Below are 15,761 nucleotides of genomic sequence, written 5' to 3' on the forward strand. Positions count from 1 at the left end.
TATCTAAGGGCTGCATTGTGGAAACCAGCGAATGTTTGGCTTCGAAAGATTGAAGGAAAAGCCATCCCTTAAATATGCAAATTGTCGTCGTTGCAAAAGTCTAATTGTAAATAAATTTCCAAATGGATGGGGCCACCTTTGATTGGGTATTTACTTTTTTGCCTCTAAACAGGGAAGGTGAGTAAACTGAAAATTATGACACTATTTATGCAACACTAGTGTAGCAAAATATATTATAAAAAGAATTGAATTCCCCGCATTCCAAAATAACCGCCAAAAAGCACCAAAATTAGGCCTGAAATTCTGCTCACAAAAGTAATTAATTGTTCAGAGACAACATTTCGGAAGAAACTAGCTAAAATGGATACCGTTAAATCCCAAATGGCTACACCAAATAACATACAGCCAGTATAGAGAAGAACAGTGCTTGTACTAAAATTATGTATGGTTGAAACTAAGATAGAACCGTATATACCTAACCAAAAAATTATAGATAAAGGATTCATGAGACTCATAAGCAAACCGGTGATAAATGAGCGAAACATAGAATTATTATCTTTACTACTTCGCGAGATTATATTCGTTTTTTGTCATGACGCCTTCGATTCCAGTGTAAATGAGGACAAATGCACCAAATAGCCATAAAAATGTTTGAACGATTGGGATATTTGCTAATTTTGCAACCCCAAAGTATACAAGAATAATAAAGAATACATCACCCAACAGAGATCCTAGCGAGAGAATCCAAGCATGGCGAAACCCATATCTAAGTCCTCTATTTATAACAGTAGCATTTACAGGACCAATAGGCGCTGCTAGTGACAAACCTAAGGCAATATAATACAAAATACTATCCATCAAAGAGCCCCCTAATATAACGTCTATATTAAAGGTATTCAGAAGGGGAAGCATGTACCACATATTTAGCAAACTTTTTTAAATATCGGTTATAATATCATATGAAACCAAAATTTAATAGCACACATTTCTCTTGATTTCAAAGCAATCTTTTAATAATAGACTAATAATGATATAATAGTTAAATAATAGAAAATACAGAAAATATCCATTTGCCTATATAATTATTTTTTAGTAGGAGACTTAACTATGAATGGTAGGAAAGATAATGATATGCCATCTCTTGATTTTTTTCAGATGCTGGTAGAGCAGGTTAGTGACTGGATTTGGCAAATAAATGAACATTGGGAATTTACGTATTCCAATTCGATAGTAGAAGAAACATTAGGGTATTCAGCTAATGAGCTACTTGGAAAATCAGTGTTTTTATTTATTAAAACCGATGAAGTTGAAACTTTAAAAGCAATTATTTCAACTGCTAAGGAGAAGAATAGCAGCTTACATAATCTTGATTTTACGATGATTCATCGGGATGGTTATGACGTATTTATTGAAACCAATGCAAAGCCCGTACTAAATGAGAAAAATAAAACAATCGGATATAGAGGTATAAACCGTGACATTACCTTATGGAAGAAGAATCAGGTGCGTCAACAACAATTGCTAGATATCATTGAAGCTTCTCCTGATTTTATTGCAACAGCTGATAGCAATGGAAATACTACCTATTTAAATCCCTCAGCTAGAAACTTTCTAGGTATTCCAGAGGGAGTTGAAAATCTTCAATCTGTTAATGCACAACTATGGACAAATAAGTTTGTAGAACATAATGAAAGTGAACTTTCTAAAGAAAAAAGTATATGGAAGGGAGAAAATACCCTTTTTAACTCATTTGGAAAACAAATACCTGTATCCCAAACAATTGTAAGTCATAAATCAAGCCATCAAAATGTTCATTTCCTTTCAACTATCGCAAGAGATATTTCAGAAAGAAAGGCTTATGAAACAATTATAAAGCGGCAAGCATTATATGATTCCTTGACAGAGCTACCTAATCGACGTTATTTATATAAAACCCTTTCTAATTTATTGGAGGACAGAGACGAGATACATACATTTGCCTTGCTATTCATCGATATTGATGATTTCAAACAAATTAATGATACACTTGGACACAAATATGGGGATCGAGCTCTAAAGCTAATTGCTTCAAGAATGAAAGGTTCAGTAAGAGAACAAGATTTCCTTTGTCGTTTAGGAGGAGACGAATTTATTCTACTAATAGAAGGCATGAACACAGAACAAGAGTTAGAAAATTACGCTCAAAGGCTAGTGGCTATTTTCAGTCACCCGCTTAGAATGGATAATAAACTTTATTCGATTACATGCAGTATCGGAATTAGCATCTATCCAAATCATGGAAAAGATGTAGAAACGTTAATGCAAAATGCTGATAAGATTATGTATCATATGAAGAAAACGGGAAAAAACGGATTTCAAATTATACATACAAATTAAAAGGATTCATAGGCAAATGCCTATGAATCTTTATTTATAAGACTATATACCTAAAGAGGTCAATTAATTTTGAAACGAGCACATTGAAAGAACATAAATCTATTGTTTTAAAGCGTGTTTGCAACTATCTTCATATAATAAAAGTTGCATAATTATCCCAACTTGTCTAACTATTGAAGGATTTTGTAGAATATGATCGAAAAAAATGAAAAAAGAATGTATAATAGATACTTAGGAAAGTGGATTCTGAAAGAGGGAGGATCTTTAAAATGGAATGGACATTAGCCATTTTGTTTATTGCAGCAGCCATTTTGCTCATTACTTCCGTTATAAAAGCAAAACAAACGTCAAAATCAGAACAACGTGAAATAGATGTAATTCACCTTTCTGTGATGGAAGAAATAGCACAGTTGCAAAAACAAATACGCAATCTTGAGTTAGACATAGAAATTATGGAAAAAGAAGCAGGCGTTCAGCTAGCTTCCAAGGACCGCACTGTTTTAAGAGAAGTACTCGACTTGCATAGACGAAAGTATTCAGTTGAAACTATTGCCGCTCAAAAGAAGCTTACTCAAGCTGAAGTAGAAGAGATGTTAGCTCCTTACTTACTTGCAAAAGAGGAAAGGAGAAGTGTTTTACAATGAAACCAACAATAATTACAAGTTTCGCAGCTGGATTACTTTTAGCAACTTCTGTTAGTGGAATTGTTTATTTTTCTACTAAAGATGATTCTGTTAATGCAGAAGAAAATAACAATGTCGAAAAGGTAGAAAAAGTGGATGGCGATGTAGCCAACACACCAACTGTGGAAGAAATGAAAGAAATTTTAACGAGCAGCGGCTATGTTGTTCAAACATCTGAGGAAGCCAAACAAAAAGAAGAAGAGCTAAAAAAACAAGCATCTGAATCTAATTCTTCTGATGAAAAGAAAGAGGATAATAAAGAAGAAGAGAAAAAAGAGGAAGTAAAAACAATTACTATTCGAGTTACAAGCGGTATGACTAGCTATGATGTTGGAAGTATTTTAAATGAAGAGAAGTTTATTAAAGAAACGCCACTACAATTCTCACAAAAAGTAGAGAAAAAAGGGGTAGCGAATTATTTAAAACTTGGATCGTTTAAAATCAAAAGCGATATGTCGACCGATGATATTATTTCCACTATCTTCAAAAAGCAAAGCTGATAAAAAGCTTGTCCAAAAGGAGTTTACTCTATTGGACAAGCTTTTTTTATTTTTGGTTAAAACACAATCTTCTGTTTTCTACTTCCTATATAGATTGTTTCCCCATACCATTTCATACCAGCTTCATAATCTATATGGAAAGGGGAATGAATAATGCAAAAGAAAAGAAGCAAAAAAAATGCGATTAAAATTTGCCTACCTGGTGGTTATCGCTATTGTGGACCAGGATGCAGTGGACCTGGTGCCCCAATAAACTATGTTGATTCCTGTTGCCAAAGACATGATCAATGTGTAGAAGCATACGGTTCTTGTCGCTATTGTGATGAAAGATTACTACGCTGTGTTCAATCAAAGATAAGGGAGCGTAATCAAGAAGGGAAGACCGCCAGATTAATTAATGACTTTATGCGATTTCGACTCGAAATTAATGGTGGATGGAGACGCAATCGATAATAACTTTCTGTGAACCCTAATATATTTAAGATAGTATATCTTCAAATAAAGGAGGCAAGAAATGAACTCATTCTATTTTACGGAAGAATCTAAAGAAAAGCGGGAGCAAAGAGTAATATTAAGAACGCTTTTCTTTGGCGGGTTACTTGTTGTTTCCAGTTTGTATGTAACAATCCCTTTATTAAACTCTTTGATGGCTACATACAAACTCCAACCTCTTCACAGTGGTTGGAGCAGCAGTATATTTTCTTTTTGCTATGCGGTAGGATTAATTTTCTTTGGATTGCTGTCAGTCAAAGTGCAGAGATATCATCTTTTTTTAGTATGCTTTATCGGCATGACTTTCATTACACCATTCATTTCTCTATCTCCTAATTATGTACTTTTTCTTATTTTTAGAGGAATACAAGGCTTTATCGCTGCTTCTTTTGCTCCTAACGCACTCGGATTTGCTTTGGAGTGGTTTCCAGTCGAAAAAAAGGTGCTTGCTATAGCATGGATCAATACCGGATTCTTGCTTGCTGGAATCATTGGGCCATTTATTAGTAGTTCCGTTCTTAACTTATGGAATTGGCAAGCAGTATTTATTGTTTTTGGAATTCTCTATTTCCTCATGCTGATTTTTATTTTTTATCACTTGCCAAAGACCAGCAATCATCAAATGCAAGTGGAAAACCAAAATATCATTTTACAAATGAAAGGACTACTCACGAAAAAGCATATTTACCTCTGCTATTGGATAACAGCAACATTACTGTTTTCCTATGTTTCCTTCTCTACATTCATCGATCCCTTTCTTAAAGAACAGGCATTTACGCTAACAACAATTTTCAATCTAAAATTAGTTGGAATGATCGGCGTCTTTTTTACACTAGCCTCTAATTTTTTGATCAAACTTTATGGAAAGCAACTCGTTTTGCGATCAGGCCTATTAATTGCCATTTTCTCTATTTGCACCTTAGCCTTTTTAGGTTCTAAGTGGTTAATCGGCATCGCGATTATTTTATTTATCGGAGGAATCTCTGTGTCCATTCCTGCGAATATAGCGCTTATCCATGAATGGGGAGGTAAACACAAGAACTTAGCTATTACCTGCTATACCGTTATTTTATTTATAGGGGCTTCCATAGCCCCCGTATTTTCCATTTACTTAATAGAAAAGGTTACAATAAGTGTTGGAATGATCGTGCTAAGTGCAATCCTTTTAAGTTCATTTACTAGTTCTTTATTTATCCGTCCAAGAACTTCTTCCAAACAATTAAAAAAGAGAGATAAAATTTAGGCTGCTTTTCGTAAAGTTTGTTGTGATCTTGTGTTGATCAACTAATAAAGAGAAGCATCAAGTAAGTAAATACCTGTTGCTTCTCTTTATAAAAAAACATCTTACTTTCCGAAGACTCGTTAGTAAGATGTTACTTTATTTAATGTTTCCATAATACATCTGTTAGGTTACTGTTAAACAAATTAGTATCTATATTGCATGTTTCATCATTAATACCGTATTGCCAGCCGTAAGCAAGGGAACCCTCTGGTGCGTCTACATTATACTCTGGTGCTTCTTCTTCTGTTGTAATCCCAATGTTTGGTGAAGCAGACCATAAATACGTATTCTCTTTTATTTCTCCTTTATATTCAGCGGCCATATTAAAAGCATTTGTAAGCTCCTCTCCTGAATCAAAAATACCATAAATAGCAGGTTCATAGGCTGACTTGCTTACCTCGTCATACCAACCTTCAATAAAGGCAGCATCAACAGGATAATTTGGCTCAATATCCGCAAAAATAGCGACTCCATCTGGAGCACCAAGTTCTTGTGCTAATTCGATCGCTTTTTTCGCTTCATTTACCCCATTATCAAAGCCTGTTGCATCGGTAAAACCATTATAAATAAGCAAGATATCCGCTTCATTAGAATGAATTAAATCAACTTGTTCAGATGTTAATCCATGTGATACCCCTTCATTTGTTCTTAAATAGCGCGCAACGACTTTCGGATCACCGAAATTATCTCTTACACAAGCATAAAAATCTTCTGTTGTTTCACTTGCAGAATCAACACCCCATAAATAGGAAGTTTCCTTATCTTCTTCCTTATTTCCGTTTGAATCACTACCGTTATTCTCTTCATTTTTATTGCCATCATCATTATTACTGGTATCTTCCTTATCATTGTTGGAAGCTTCTTGTTTTCCATTTGTATTGACTTCATTGGAGACATTAACATCTACATTTAAATTTAAATTATTTAAAAGATTATTCGCTAATTCTGTTTTGCCATTAGAAAGAATATTATTAGTAATATTATTATTTGTTGTTCCATTAACCTGACCTTTTAAAATATTCTCGATAGCATTATTGATTGTTACCGATGCTTCGTTTTCTGACTGATTTTCAATTTTATTATCAATGGCAGCATCTTTGTCTTGAATATCATTTTTCACCTTATTTTCAATCGTTGCTTTTGATTCACCACTTACTATATTTTGTATATTGTTCGTTACTGAAATATTAACATTGCCTTGGCCGCTTTCCGTTGTAGCAGTGCCTTGTGAATCAACCGAATTACTTGGTTCTTTGTCTGCTTCCACACTCTTTGTATGAAAAAGCAATACAGTTACAATGCCGGAAAATAGAATCAAGAAAGTAGCAGCTGCTATGAGAAGGTATTTCTTCCAATCCATTCTGTCACACCTTTCCTAATTTACTTACCATATAAAGTATGTAAACTAGGCTGTTTGGGTGTGGGCTATTTAGAAGTTATGCAATACCATCCATAGCAGATCAAGAGAGAATGGTTTATTTATTAAAATGAGGTTTTAGAATATCTTTTAATATAGTCGCACTTTGATGAAATTTTTCTTGCTCATCTTCAGCTAGTTCCAATTCAACGACTTCACGTATTCCTTCTCTATTTATTACTGCAGGTACACCTATATAGACATCCTTTTCTCCATATTGGCCATCTAAATAGGCAGATACGGTTAATACACTATTTTCATTACTTAAGATTGCCTTTGTAATTCGCACAAGTCCCATAGCAATCCCATAATAAGTAGCACCTTTCCCTTCAATAATTTTGTAGGCTGCGTCACGCACATTCACAAAAATTTCGTCTAAATCCTCCATTTTATATTCAGCCGCTCTTTTCATTAGCTTATAAACAGGAATACCGGCAACATCTGCTGAACTATAGGCTGGCAGTTCACTGTCGCCATGCTCTCCAATAATATAGGCATGGACACTAGTTGGAGCAACTTTAAAGTAATCTCCAAGTAGAAAACGGAACCGAGCAGTATCCAAAATTGTCCCAGAGCCAACAACTTGATTTTTCGGAAGTCCACTATATCGCCAAGTTGCATAGGTTAAAATGTCTACTGGATTTGTTGCAACTAAGAATATTCCATGAAAGCCACTTGCCATCACTTGATCGACAATCGATTTAAATATTTTTAAATTCTTTTCCACTAAATCAAGACGTGTTTCACCAGGTTTTTGATTAGCTCCAGCACATATAACAACTAGATCCATCTCCGTGCAATCCTTATACTCTCCATATTTAATACTTATTGGGTTAGGAGCAAAGACTTTGCCATGATTCAAATCCATTACATCTCCAAATGCTTTATCTTTATTAAGATCAATTAACAATAATTCATCCACAATCCCTTGATTCATTAACGCAAATGCGTAACTAGATCCTACAAAACCTGTGCCAATTAAGGCTACACGGCTAACTTTATTACTAAGCATCCTTCATTCTCCTTTTGAACATATTTTAACTGTATCATTTGTTATTTTAACGGGAATTATGTATCCACATTAATGAGAGAGGGGGAAGGCAAATATTATCTGAACGAAAAAAAAGAAGCCACTTTAAAGTAAGCTTCTCTGAAATTCCTTAGCGTTTTCTTTTTTTAGAGTCTGCTGCAACGGCTGTTTTTTTTACAATCTTTTCAAATTCTACATTTGCTTGAAATACATCCTCTTTCAATTGAATAACCGATAGTATTTTTCCTTTGCGTCCTTTAATTTTTATTTCTTGTTCAACATTTGGGATTTCTTGCCGGAGTTGAGTTAATACATTTGTGCTATTATCAAAAAAGTGAACAGTTACCAAGTTATTTCACTCCTTTATTCGAATTTTTCTCATAATAAAATAAATATGATTTATGAAATAAATTAGAACAAAAACAATATTGTCTCGTGGGACAAATTTGCTCCTAGAGGAAAAAGATTACGGACCAACTTCACTTGTTTTCGCTTATAATGAAAGAAGACTATATAAAGGTGAGGGATCCACACATGAAAATTTCCTTTCAAAAAACAGGAGCTCCAACAGACCAACTGATTACCAGTTTAAACAAATGGGAGAATGATCCAAAGCTAATCCCATTAATCCATCCTTGTCGGAATAAAGAGGATGTAGAAAGCTATGTACGGATAACAAAAGAAGAAATCAATAAACGGTTAACAACATACCATATGTATGAAATATATCTAGACAATATACTGGTAGGGGAAATGAATTATACGGTTGACCCAGTCCATTTGTATAAAAAAGAAAGAGGGACTGCATGGATTGCTATTACAATAGGGGAAGAAATCGCTAGAGGGAGAGGGATAGGCTCCACTTCGCTTAGATATTTAGAAGAACAGATTAAAAAGCAGGGTCTAAAAAGAATAGAATTAGGGGTATTCGAATTTAATAAAAGTGCTCAAAAATTATACAGCAAACTTGGCTACCAAGAAATCGGGAAAAACAAACAATTTACCTACTATCAAGATAGAATGTGGGACGATATCCGCATGGAAAAATACGTATAAAAAAAATAGGGAATGTAATGCAAAAAGCTAACATTCCCTATTTTTTAATATTGACGATACACGTAAGGATCATCGGGCTCATTTATTGTTTTCCAATCTGTAACTTTAAGAATCGGAATGGTTTTCTTAAATGGTTGATAGTAAATGGTTTCAAGCTTTCCAGTTACCTGTAGCCACTGGTCATTGTCTTTTTTCATATCATCTGGAATATCTAGAAGCATGCCAAATACGCCAGCATCTGCAATGCAATGTATGATGCCAAATCGCAGCAAGAACAGCTGATTATTCATTAAATCTTCTTCCTTATACGAAAAACCAGTGATGGTAATTTCCCGATCCATAAATTGTCCTGGATAATTATAAATCGTTTCTAAATCATTTAAAAAATTATCTTCTCCTAAAGTAATTTCTTTTAGATTCTTTAATTTATCCAAACCCTTATCCATTACTTCTGCATAACCTTCTTTTCCATAATAACTGCTTGTATTTGGCTGCAAAAATTGATGCTGGCTATACTCATCTCCTTCATCATATGCAGGGAAATACAAACCTTTTTTTTCTACAATATTGGAGTCAAGGGTTGCTACTGGAAGCATTAACCCCGTTAGTATTGGCAGCATTAATGCTACAATTGTTAATCCACGTTTCCAAAAGCTATTTTCTTCATGGGAATGATCGTGTCCACAATGTTCACAAGAATCATGATCATGGTTATTTTTATCCTTTTTTATATAGTTATAGACACATATAATTGTAAAGAGTACAAATATATAAATGGCTGATTCTGATATATATGAATATTTCATATTAATATATTTCGAGATATCGCCAGTAGCATGTAAATGCAAAAATAAATAAGTAAAGCCGATTAACACAAATATACGAAGCATTTTTTTTCACCTCTTTATAGAAAAATGGTTACGAGAAACACGATGATGGTAATAAGACTTGTCAGTAAGATAACAAACTTAGCTTTAAACGTACTTAAGAGCATCAATGTATTCTTAATATCTAACATTGGACCGAATACTAGGAATGCAAGAATTGATCCTACTGAGAAGCTGTTTCTAAAGCTCGCTGCCACAAATGCATCTGCTTGGGAACAAAGACTTAGGATATAGCCGAGTCCCATCATAACTAGATGAGAGGATGCCTGCCCATGTCCTATTGATACAAGGGTAGATGTTTTCACAAATGTTTGTACAGCGGCAGCAATGAACGAACCAATCACTAAATATTTTCCTACAGAGAAAAATTCGTCTATAGAATGTTTAAACATTGCTTCGATTCGTCCTTTAAACGAATGATAGTGCATATGTTCTGGCACATGATTTTTTAAGGGCGACTGTTTCACTGTTTTTTGCAAAGCAAGTCCAACTAGAATCGAACAAATAAGCGCAGCAACCGACCGAAGAATCACCATTCTCCAGCTGTTTCCAAATGCAACATAGGTGGAAAAAATAACTACCGGGTTAATAATCGGGCCAGTGAGCATAAAAGCAATACTTGCTGGCAGTGGTACACCTTTTAAGATTAGCCTTCTTGTAATTGGTATTATTCCACATTCACATGCGGGAATAATGCTTCCAACTAATGAAGCAAATAAAATCGCAAGAATTGGATTCTTCGGCATGATTTTCGCAATAAATTCTTCTGAAACAAAGATTTGTATGATTCCAGAAATAAGAACACCAATTAATATAAAGGGTAGTGCCTCAATAATGATACTTATAAAGATCGTATTTAATTGTAATAATGTTTCCACATTCATTTTTAAAAGAACACCTACTTTTTCGTTAGATTACATGAATTCATTATTATAAGGAACAATGATTAAAATCAGATGAAAACAAAAAATACCCATATCGCCGATTTTTAATTAGTTATTGCAAACGAATTCATAAACCCTTACATTAATAGTGATAGGATGAACGCCACAGGAGAGAAGGTGAACAAAACTGAAGACAAAGTATTTGCTCTATTTCCTTGTACTATTCCAGATGTTAATCATGGCTGCATGTAGTGCTCAGAAACCAAAAGAAGCAGGTGATCTTAACCAGAGTGAAACAAATCAAGAACAAAAAAATATCGATTTTCCTTCTGACTATTTAACGGATATAGTGGAAACAGCAAAAAAAGGAATGACAGATACAAGTCCCTTTAACGTATTATCCAATACGATAGAACAGGTAGAAATGCAATGGGAAGAGCCAGTTAGAACAGACCATGTAGGAAATGGCTTTTACGCTACCTATGATAATAAGAATACCGTGTTTGGTTTTACTGCAAAAGGAGAGATTTATGATATTCGTTCCTATAAAAAGCAATTACAGGTATTCTCCTTGTCTGATTTAAAAGAAGTAATAGGAGAACCAGCAGAAATAAGAACAGGTAAAGGGGAAAAAATAATTGTTTATAACCTTTCAAAGGAGATTCAGCTTAAATTTATCATCCTGAATGAAACAGAGAGAGTGGACCATCTATCTGTTTATAATGAAGAGAGAGTGGAGCAAGCTGGCTATGTATTAGATATAAAGGGAAACTCTGATCAGCTAACAAACAAGCAATGGCAAGCGATGCAAACTTGGAGGAGTGATATCGTGAACTTTAAAGAAAATCAGCCTAATTTATACATAAATGGACGAAATGAAAAGAAGATTTCTTTAACCTTTGATGATGGTCCTGATGAAATCGTGACACCAAAAATAATTGAAATATTACAAAACCATCATGTGAAAGGGAATTTTTTCTTTATTGGCAGTGAAGCAGAAAAGTACCCACAAGTTGTTAAAAATGCCTATGAAAACGGTAATTTAGTATTAAGTCATAGCTATCATCATGTTGATTTGACTACTTTAAGCAATGCTGAACAAGCAAATGAAATAAACAATGCAGGGCTTGCTATTCAAACAATTATTGGGAAAGAGCCGGCGATGATTAGACCACCATATGGGGAAACAAATGAAACCTTAATAGAAAATGCCAAAGATAAAGGCTACTCTGTGATAATTTGGTCAATCGATACACTTGATTGGTCACAAAAGGATGCTGAAAATATTATCAAAAATGTCACAGATAATTTGCGAAACGGCGATATTATTTTAATGCATTCAGATTCAGAAAAAACAGAAACAGCAAAGGCATTACCTACAATCATTGAAGCCGTTCAAGAAAAAGGATTTGAAATTGTTGGCTTGGATGAATTGTTGGGGGTAGAGGCATATCAGTAATTAGAAATTATGTTAGTGGTAAAGGAAAGACGGCACTCTAAACGAATGATTAATATAGTTTCTATTAATCATTCGTTTTAATAAAAGCAAAAAGAGGAGTAATTATCTAAAATGAAACTATCTATTCATCGTTTACAAGAAAAACATCAATATTGCGGACAAATGTATATCTTTAAAGGGAGCGAAGAGATATTTCATACACAAAACAATGACTTTTTAAAATTAATAAATATTCGCTCCATGACAAAAAGTATTATTTCTCTATTAATTGGAATTGCTCTAAAAGAAAAATATCTTGATTCACTCGAGACACCTATCCGTTATTATTTACCTACCGCTCCCCAATCGATTTCAATTGCAGACTTACTTTCCATGCGATCACGTTTTGATATAGATGATAAGGATTTATATCATCTCATTCATACTAGTAAAAATTGGGTAGCGGATATTTTAGCACTTCCCATAAAAGAAACAGATGATTTTCGCTATAAAGGAGTAGATTATCATTTACTTTCTGCAGTAATAAGTATCGCTACAAATAAAACTGCTAAAGAATTTGCAAAACAATACTTATTTACTCCACTTGGCATAGAAGAGGTGGAATGGCAAGGCGATCCACAAGGTATCACAATTGGTAGCACAGGATTAAATCTATCTCTTCATTCCTTAATAAAAATAGCTCAATTACTTGTGAATGACGGAAAAATTAATCATACGGAAGTCATTCCAAGAGATTGGCTAATAGCATCAACAACGACGGGCATTTCAACTAATTTGGATTATGGCATCTACGGATATGGATGGTGGTTAAAATCTTATAGAGGCGATACCATTTATAGAGCTTTAGGAGCTGGAGGACAGCAAATGCTAATTGCCCCTAAGCATAAAATAGGAATCATTACCCTTTCTAACTCTAACATTTTGAGTCATATAGAAGGGGACAGTATGATTACTGAAATCCTAAATGTAATAACAGAAGAGAGGCTAACGAAATGAAAGAAAAAGAAAGGCTTGCATTTATAAAAAGATATTTTCCCCATTTCGTGATTAAAGAAGTAAAAGTAAATAATAAGGGGTGGGACAACGATCTAGTTATTATTAATAATAACTTAGTCTTTAGATTTCCTAAATCGGAAGAAGTGGCAGCAAAAGTAAAAACAGAAGGAGAAATTCTAACAGCAGTAAGAGCGAGAAATCCGTTCTTGCTAATACCAGAATATGAGTATATGGATGAAGATGACAAGGTGAAAGGCGTAAAATATCCAGTGATTGAAGGACAATCTTTATCTGTTTATGCTCCTAATATCATTACTTGTCATTTTGAGAACGCCATATTGCTTGGCGACTTTCTAACAAAATTACATATTGTCGAAGTAGCACAATTAAACAGTAGTATGTTAACAAGCCTTCATAACCATTCTTATTGGGAGTCTTTCTACAAAAAAGTAGAACGACAAGTATTTCCATTTTTAAAGTACAAACAGCAAGAACAGATTGCCCATTTATTTGAGCGCTTTCTAGAAATCTATGAAGACATACCAGCTAAGAAAGTTATCATTCATGGAGACTTAACGACCTCAAACATTATTTATAATGAACAGAAGGGGAGGATTAGTGGCATTATTGATTTTACAGATGCACAAATTGGAGACCCTGCTTTTGATTTTGCGGGTATCTATTTGGGCATACGGTCCAGACTTCACAAAAGATGTATTGGCGTGTTATCAATCATCAGAACCATCTGAATCCTTGTTTCATAGAGTAAGTAATTTTTACGGATTACAGCCTGTATTCCATGAATTACTTTATGCACTGGAGAATCAGTATACTATAAATTGGGAAACTGCATTAGAGCGGTTTAATTGTCTCTATGAGTTTATTAATGCTAGATGAACTCCCTAAATTAGTAAAAATAAGATATAATATTGAAAAATGAAGAATATATGAATAACAAAAATGTTACTAACCATAGCATTTGATAGGAGGTTTACAAAAAATTGTGGAGATTAGTAAACGGTAAATTAATTCATGAAACGGATCAATCTAGAGTCAAATTTAGAACAAACATTAGTAAAGAAATCATCGATACATTAAGCAAAATGGCTGAAGAAAATGATACGCACATAAATTATTTATTTGAAAACGGTCTAAGAAATTTACTAGCAAATAATATGATTCAATTCTCAAAAGAATCCAGACCAAAGGATCGAGTTCAATATAAAACAACTTACGATAAACAATTATTGGAGAATGCGAAACAATTTGCAAAATCAAATCATTTGTATTTGAACGATATTTTAGAATACAGCACGAAATTTATCGATTTAAATGATATTAAAGATAAAAAGTATAAGAATAGAGTAGAGAGAATATAGTCTTGCTATATTCTTATACTTATTGAAACGCCCCGAACATAATATATATTATACACAGCAATTCAAATATTAATAAATCTCATCTCAAAATAAAGTATACTTTAGATAGTGAGACAAAATAAAAAAAATATCGTTTATTTCGAACATTTAATCATTCAATATGCATCCAATACAACTCAGCTATTTTATTGTAGATAATAATATTTTTATACATTTACTAAAACCATTTATCTATTAGTTGTTTAAATATTTAATATAAACAATTCTTAGCTTGCTATTTAAAATCAGCAATCATTCCATTTTCCCAATACTATAAATAAATTTGGCTTACAGATGCTCAGCGGATCTATTTCTATACATCTCTTCTCTCGTCAAGTTTACATAATATTAGCGTTTTACCTTTGCATATAAAAAAACAGAGAACAGATTTAGTTTCTGTTCTCTGGGTATCTCCATCAACAATCGCTTAGTTAAAGCGTCTCTTTTTCTGCGATTAATTTATGATAAAAAGTTGCATTAGACGTATAGATATATGGAGTTAACCATAAGAAACCGATTCCTAGTGACAATAGACATAAGAAGCCCCATCCAATAAAGCTTAAGTTTAACAGGAAGAACTTCCATTTGTAACCAACCATTCTTCTTCTGCTTTCTGTAATTGCTTCAAAAACGGATAGCTCTGGATGATCTTTTAAAATCATAAATGTCTGTGAATATGCTAGCCCTTTGATAATTCCCGGAATTAATAATAATAAAGACCATAAGAATGTAAATATACCTATCATGATAGTCGTACCAATGGATTTTAGAGCTAACCTTGCATCCGTATATATCGTAAAAACCTGCGGAATTTCAGGACTTTTCTCTCTAACGATATCGAGATAAAACCAACTAATTGCTATAGTTAATGGGATTAAAATAATACTAATAATGGCATTTAATATGGATGCTAATGGTGGTGTATAATCTTGATTAAACCAATTTAAAATGCCTCCACTAGCATAAACTTCAACAGAGAAATTTATTACCGTACTTAAAATGAAATATAGGAATGTAAGACCTACTACTTTTCCCCATTCCCCTTTTAATGATTGTCTTGCCTCATACTTAATTGCTGAAATTTTCAATGCATATCCCCCTTTATATATATGTAAAAAGACAGATGTACTTATTTGCTGTCTATTTTATTATAGTAACTCAACTTTCGCACCAAAAAAATAAGTGCAAATCGTTAGTTGTATTGCGTCTATGGTCTATTAAATATGTTGCTTGACAGTGTTTAATAAAATGAAATAACACCTCATTCTTTGGTATAGTGTA

At 33.5% G+C, this 15,761-nt stretch carries 18 protein-coding genes; 10 read left to right on the forward strand and 8 right to left on the reverse strand.

Features of this window, described 5'->3' with window-relative positions:
- Positions 1 to 233 precede the first annotated feature (233 nt).
- Complete coding sequence (locus QQZ16_RS19235) at positions 234 to 545, reverse strand: LysE family transporter (protein ID WP_268817912.1); 312 nt, start codon at positions 543 to 545, stop codon at positions 234 to 236.
- A 16-nt stretch (positions 546 to 561) separates the two neighbouring features.
- Positions 562 to 858, reverse strand: coding sequence for a LysE family translocator (locus QQZ16_RS19240; RefSeq protein ID WP_268817911.1), 297 nt, complete (start codon positions 856 to 858; stop codon positions 562 to 564).
- Positions 859 to 1,107: 249 nt separating this feature from the next.
- Here QQZ16_RS19240 and QQZ16_RS19245 point away from each other — a divergent pair, with 249 nt between their 5' ends.
- The 5 genes from QQZ16_RS19245 (at position 1,108) to QQZ16_RS19265 (ending at position 5,294) form a co-directional block, all read left to right on the forward strand.
- Entirely contained in the window at positions 1,108 to 2,376 is a 1,269-nt protein-coding gene (locus QQZ16_RS19245; RefSeq protein ID WP_235252211.1) for a sensor domain-containing protein, read from the forward strand.
- A 269-nt stretch (positions 2,377 to 2,645) separates the two neighbouring features.
- Positions 2,646 to 3,020, forward strand: coding sequence for a hypothetical protein (locus QQZ16_RS19250; protein ID WP_016203706.1), 375 nt, complete (start codon positions 2,646 to 2,648; stop codon positions 3,018 to 3,020).
- Positions 3,017 to 3,559: a hypothetical protein gene (locus QQZ16_RS19255; RefSeq protein WP_235252210.1), complete on the forward strand. Its 543-nt coding sequence runs from the start codon at positions 3,017 to 3,019 to the stop codon at positions 3,557 to 3,559. Before QQZ16_RS19250 ends, QQZ16_RS19255 begins: the two co-directional genes overlap by 4 nt.
- A gap of 153 nt (positions 3,560 to 3,712) precedes the next feature.
- Positions 3,713 to 4,012 (forward strand): Parvovirus coat protein VP1-like protein, encoded by a 300-nt coding sequence (locus QQZ16_RS19260; protein WP_235252209.1) that lies wholly within the window; start codon positions 3,713 to 3,715, stop codon positions 4,010 to 4,012.
- 61 nt (positions 4,013 to 4,073) lie between these two features.
- Positions 4,074 to 5,294, forward strand: a complete 1,221-nt coding sequence (locus QQZ16_RS19265) for an MFS transporter (protein WP_235252208.1) — start codon at positions 4,074 to 4,076, stop codon at positions 5,292 to 5,294.
- Positions 5,295 to 5,433: 139 nt separating this feature from the next.
- Here the strand turns inward: QQZ16_RS19265 and QQZ16_RS19270 are convergent, their stop codons facing one another.
- The 3 genes from QQZ16_RS19270 to QQZ16_RS19280 all read right to left on the reverse strand — a co-directional run bounded on the left by QQZ16_RS19270 (position 5,434) and on the right by QQZ16_RS19280 (position 8,129).
- A complete protein-coding gene (locus QQZ16_RS19270) occupies positions 5,434 to 6,693 on the reverse strand; it encodes a glycoside hydrolase domain-containing protein (RefSeq protein WP_284561679.1) in 1,260 nt (419 codons plus the stop codon).
- A gap of 115 nt (positions 6,694 to 6,808) precedes the next feature.
- Complete coding sequence (locus tag QQZ16_RS19275; protein WP_284561680.1) at positions 6,809 to 7,762, reverse strand: L-lactate dehydrogenase; 954 nt, start codon at positions 7,760 to 7,762, stop codon at positions 6,809 to 6,811.
- A 148-nt stretch (positions 7,763 to 7,910) separates the two neighbouring features.
- Entirely contained in the window at positions 7,911 to 8,129 is a 219-nt protein-coding gene (locus QQZ16_RS19280; protein WP_284561681.1) for a hypothetical protein, read from the reverse strand.
- A gap of 149 nt (positions 8,130 to 8,278) precedes the next feature.
- On the opposite strand from QQZ16_RS19280, the gene QQZ16_RS19285 reads away from it, so the two are divergent.
- Positions 8,279 to 8,836: a GNAT family N-acetyltransferase gene (locus QQZ16_RS19285; protein WP_342395204.1), complete on the forward strand. Its 558-nt coding sequence runs from the start codon at positions 8,279 to 8,281 to the stop codon at positions 8,834 to 8,836.
- Between the two features lie 44 nt (positions 8,837 to 8,880).
- Here the strand turns inward: QQZ16_RS19285 and QQZ16_RS19290 are convergent, their stop codons facing one another.
- Together QQZ16_RS19290 and QQZ16_RS19295 are read right to left on the reverse strand one after the other, a co-directional pair.
- Entirely contained in the window at positions 8,881 to 9,726 is an 846-nt protein-coding gene (locus QQZ16_RS19290) for a TIGR03943 family putative permease subunit (protein ID WP_284561682.1), read from the reverse strand.
- A 14-nt stretch (positions 9,727 to 9,740) separates the two neighbouring features.
- Positions 9,741 to 10,607: a permease gene (locus tag QQZ16_RS19295; RefSeq protein ID WP_031537751.1), complete on the reverse strand. Its 867-nt coding sequence runs from the start codon at positions 10,605 to 10,607 to the stop codon at positions 9,741 to 9,743.
- Positions 10,608 to 10,836: 229 nt separating this feature from the next.
- Between QQZ16_RS19295 and QQZ16_RS19300 the strand changes: the two genes are divergently transcribed.
- The 4 genes from QQZ16_RS19300 (at position 10,837) to QQZ16_RS19315 (ending at position 14,441) form a co-directional block, all read left to right on the forward strand.
- The gene (locus QQZ16_RS19300; RefSeq protein ID WP_284561683.1) at positions 10,837 to 12,066 is read left to right on the forward strand and encodes a polysaccharide deacetylase family protein; all 1,230 of its coding nucleotides are present in this window, start codon (positions 10,837 to 10,839) and stop codon (positions 12,064 to 12,066) included.
- 111 nt (positions 12,067 to 12,177) lie between these two features.
- Positions 12,178 to 13,062 (forward strand): serine hydrolase domain-containing protein, encoded by an 885-nt coding sequence (locus tag QQZ16_RS19305; RefSeq protein WP_284561684.1) that lies wholly within the window; start codon positions 12,178 to 12,180, stop codon positions 13,060 to 13,062.
- Positions 13,059 to 13,811, forward strand: coding sequence for an aminoglycoside phosphotransferase family protein (locus QQZ16_RS19310; RefSeq protein ID WP_284561685.1), 753 nt, complete (start codon positions 13,059 to 13,061; stop codon positions 13,809 to 13,811). The genes QQZ16_RS19305 and QQZ16_RS19310 overlap by 4 nt, the downstream gene beginning before the upstream one ends.
- 252 nt (positions 13,812 to 14,063) lie before the next feature.
- Positions 14,064 to 14,441, forward strand: coding sequence for a hypothetical protein (locus tag QQZ16_RS19315; protein ID WP_031537755.1), 378 nt, complete (start codon positions 14,064 to 14,066; stop codon positions 14,439 to 14,441).
- Between the two features lie 470 nt (positions 14,442 to 14,911).
- On the opposite strand, the gene QQZ16_RS19320 is transcribed toward QQZ16_RS19315, so the two are convergent.
- Positions 14,912 to 15,568, reverse strand: coding sequence for a DUF975 family protein (locus tag QQZ16_RS19320; RefSeq protein WP_284561686.1), 657 nt, complete (start codon positions 15,566 to 15,568; stop codon positions 14,912 to 14,914).
- Positions 15,569 to 15,761 lie beyond the last annotated feature (193 nt).

Origin of the sequence: Bacillus sp. T2.9-1, from assembly GCF_950097965.1 — a bacterium.
Taxonomy (GTDB): Bacteria; Bacillota; Bacilli; order Bacillales; family Cytobacillaceae; genus Niallia; species Niallia hominis.

Excerpts from the sequence above, each read along its gene's own strand:
- QQZ16_RS19235 (WP_268817912.1), bottom strand. The coding sequence starts at position 545 with ATGTTTCGCTCATTTATCACCGGTTTGCTTATGAGTCTCATGAATCCT.
- QQZ16_RS19240 (WP_268817911.1), bottom strand. The coding sequence starts at position 858 with ATGGATAGTATTTTGTATTATATTGCCTTAGGTTTGTCACTAGCAGCG.
- QQZ16_RS19245 (WP_235252211.1), top strand. The coding sequence starts at position 1,108 with ATGAATGGTAGGAAAGATAATGATATGCCATCTCTTGATTTTTTTCAG.
- QQZ16_RS19250 (WP_016203706.1), top strand. The coding sequence starts at position 2,646 with ATGGAATGGACATTAGCCATTTTGTTTATTGCAGCAGCCATTTTGCTC.
- QQZ16_RS19255 (WP_235252210.1), top strand. The coding sequence starts at position 3,017 with ATGAAACCAACAATAATTACAAGTTTCGCAGCTGGATTACTTTTAGCA.
- QQZ16_RS19260 (WP_235252209.1), top strand. The coding sequence starts at position 3,713 with ATGCAAAAGAAAAGAAGCAAAAAAAATGCGATTAAAATTTGCCTACCT.
- QQZ16_RS19265 (WP_235252208.1), top strand. The coding sequence starts at position 4,074 with ATGAACTCATTCTATTTTACGGAAGAATCTAAAGAAAAGCGGGAGCAA.
- QQZ16_RS19270 (WP_284561679.1), bottom strand. The coding sequence starts at position 6,693 with ATGGATTGGAAGAAATACCTTCTCATAGCAGCTGCTACTTTCTTGATT.
- QQZ16_RS19275 (WP_284561680.1), bottom strand. The coding sequence starts at position 7,762 with ATGCTTAGTAATAAAGTTAGCCGTGTAGCCTTAATTGGCACAGGTTTT.
- QQZ16_RS19285 (WP_342395204.1), top strand. The coding sequence starts at position 8,279 with ATGAAAGAAGACTATATAAAGGTGAGGGATCCACACATGAAAATTTCC.
- QQZ16_RS19290 (WP_284561682.1), bottom strand. The coding sequence starts at position 9,726 with ATGCTTCGTATATTTGTGTTAATCGGCTTTACTTATTTATTTTTGCAT.
- QQZ16_RS19295 (WP_031537751.1), bottom strand. The coding sequence starts at position 10,607 with ATGAATGTGGAAACATTATTACAATTAAATACGATCTTTATAAGTATC.
- QQZ16_RS19300 (WP_284561683.1), top strand. The coding sequence starts at position 10,837 with ATGTTAATCATGGCTGCATGTAGTGCTCAGAAACCAAAAGAAGCAGGT.
- QQZ16_RS19305 (WP_284561684.1), top strand. The coding sequence starts at position 12,178 with ATGAAACTATCTATTCATCGTTTACAAGAAAAACATCAATATTGCGGA.
- QQZ16_RS19310 (WP_284561685.1), top strand. The coding sequence starts at position 13,059 with ATGAAAGAAAAAGAAAGGCTTGCATTTATAAAAAGATATTTTCCCCAT.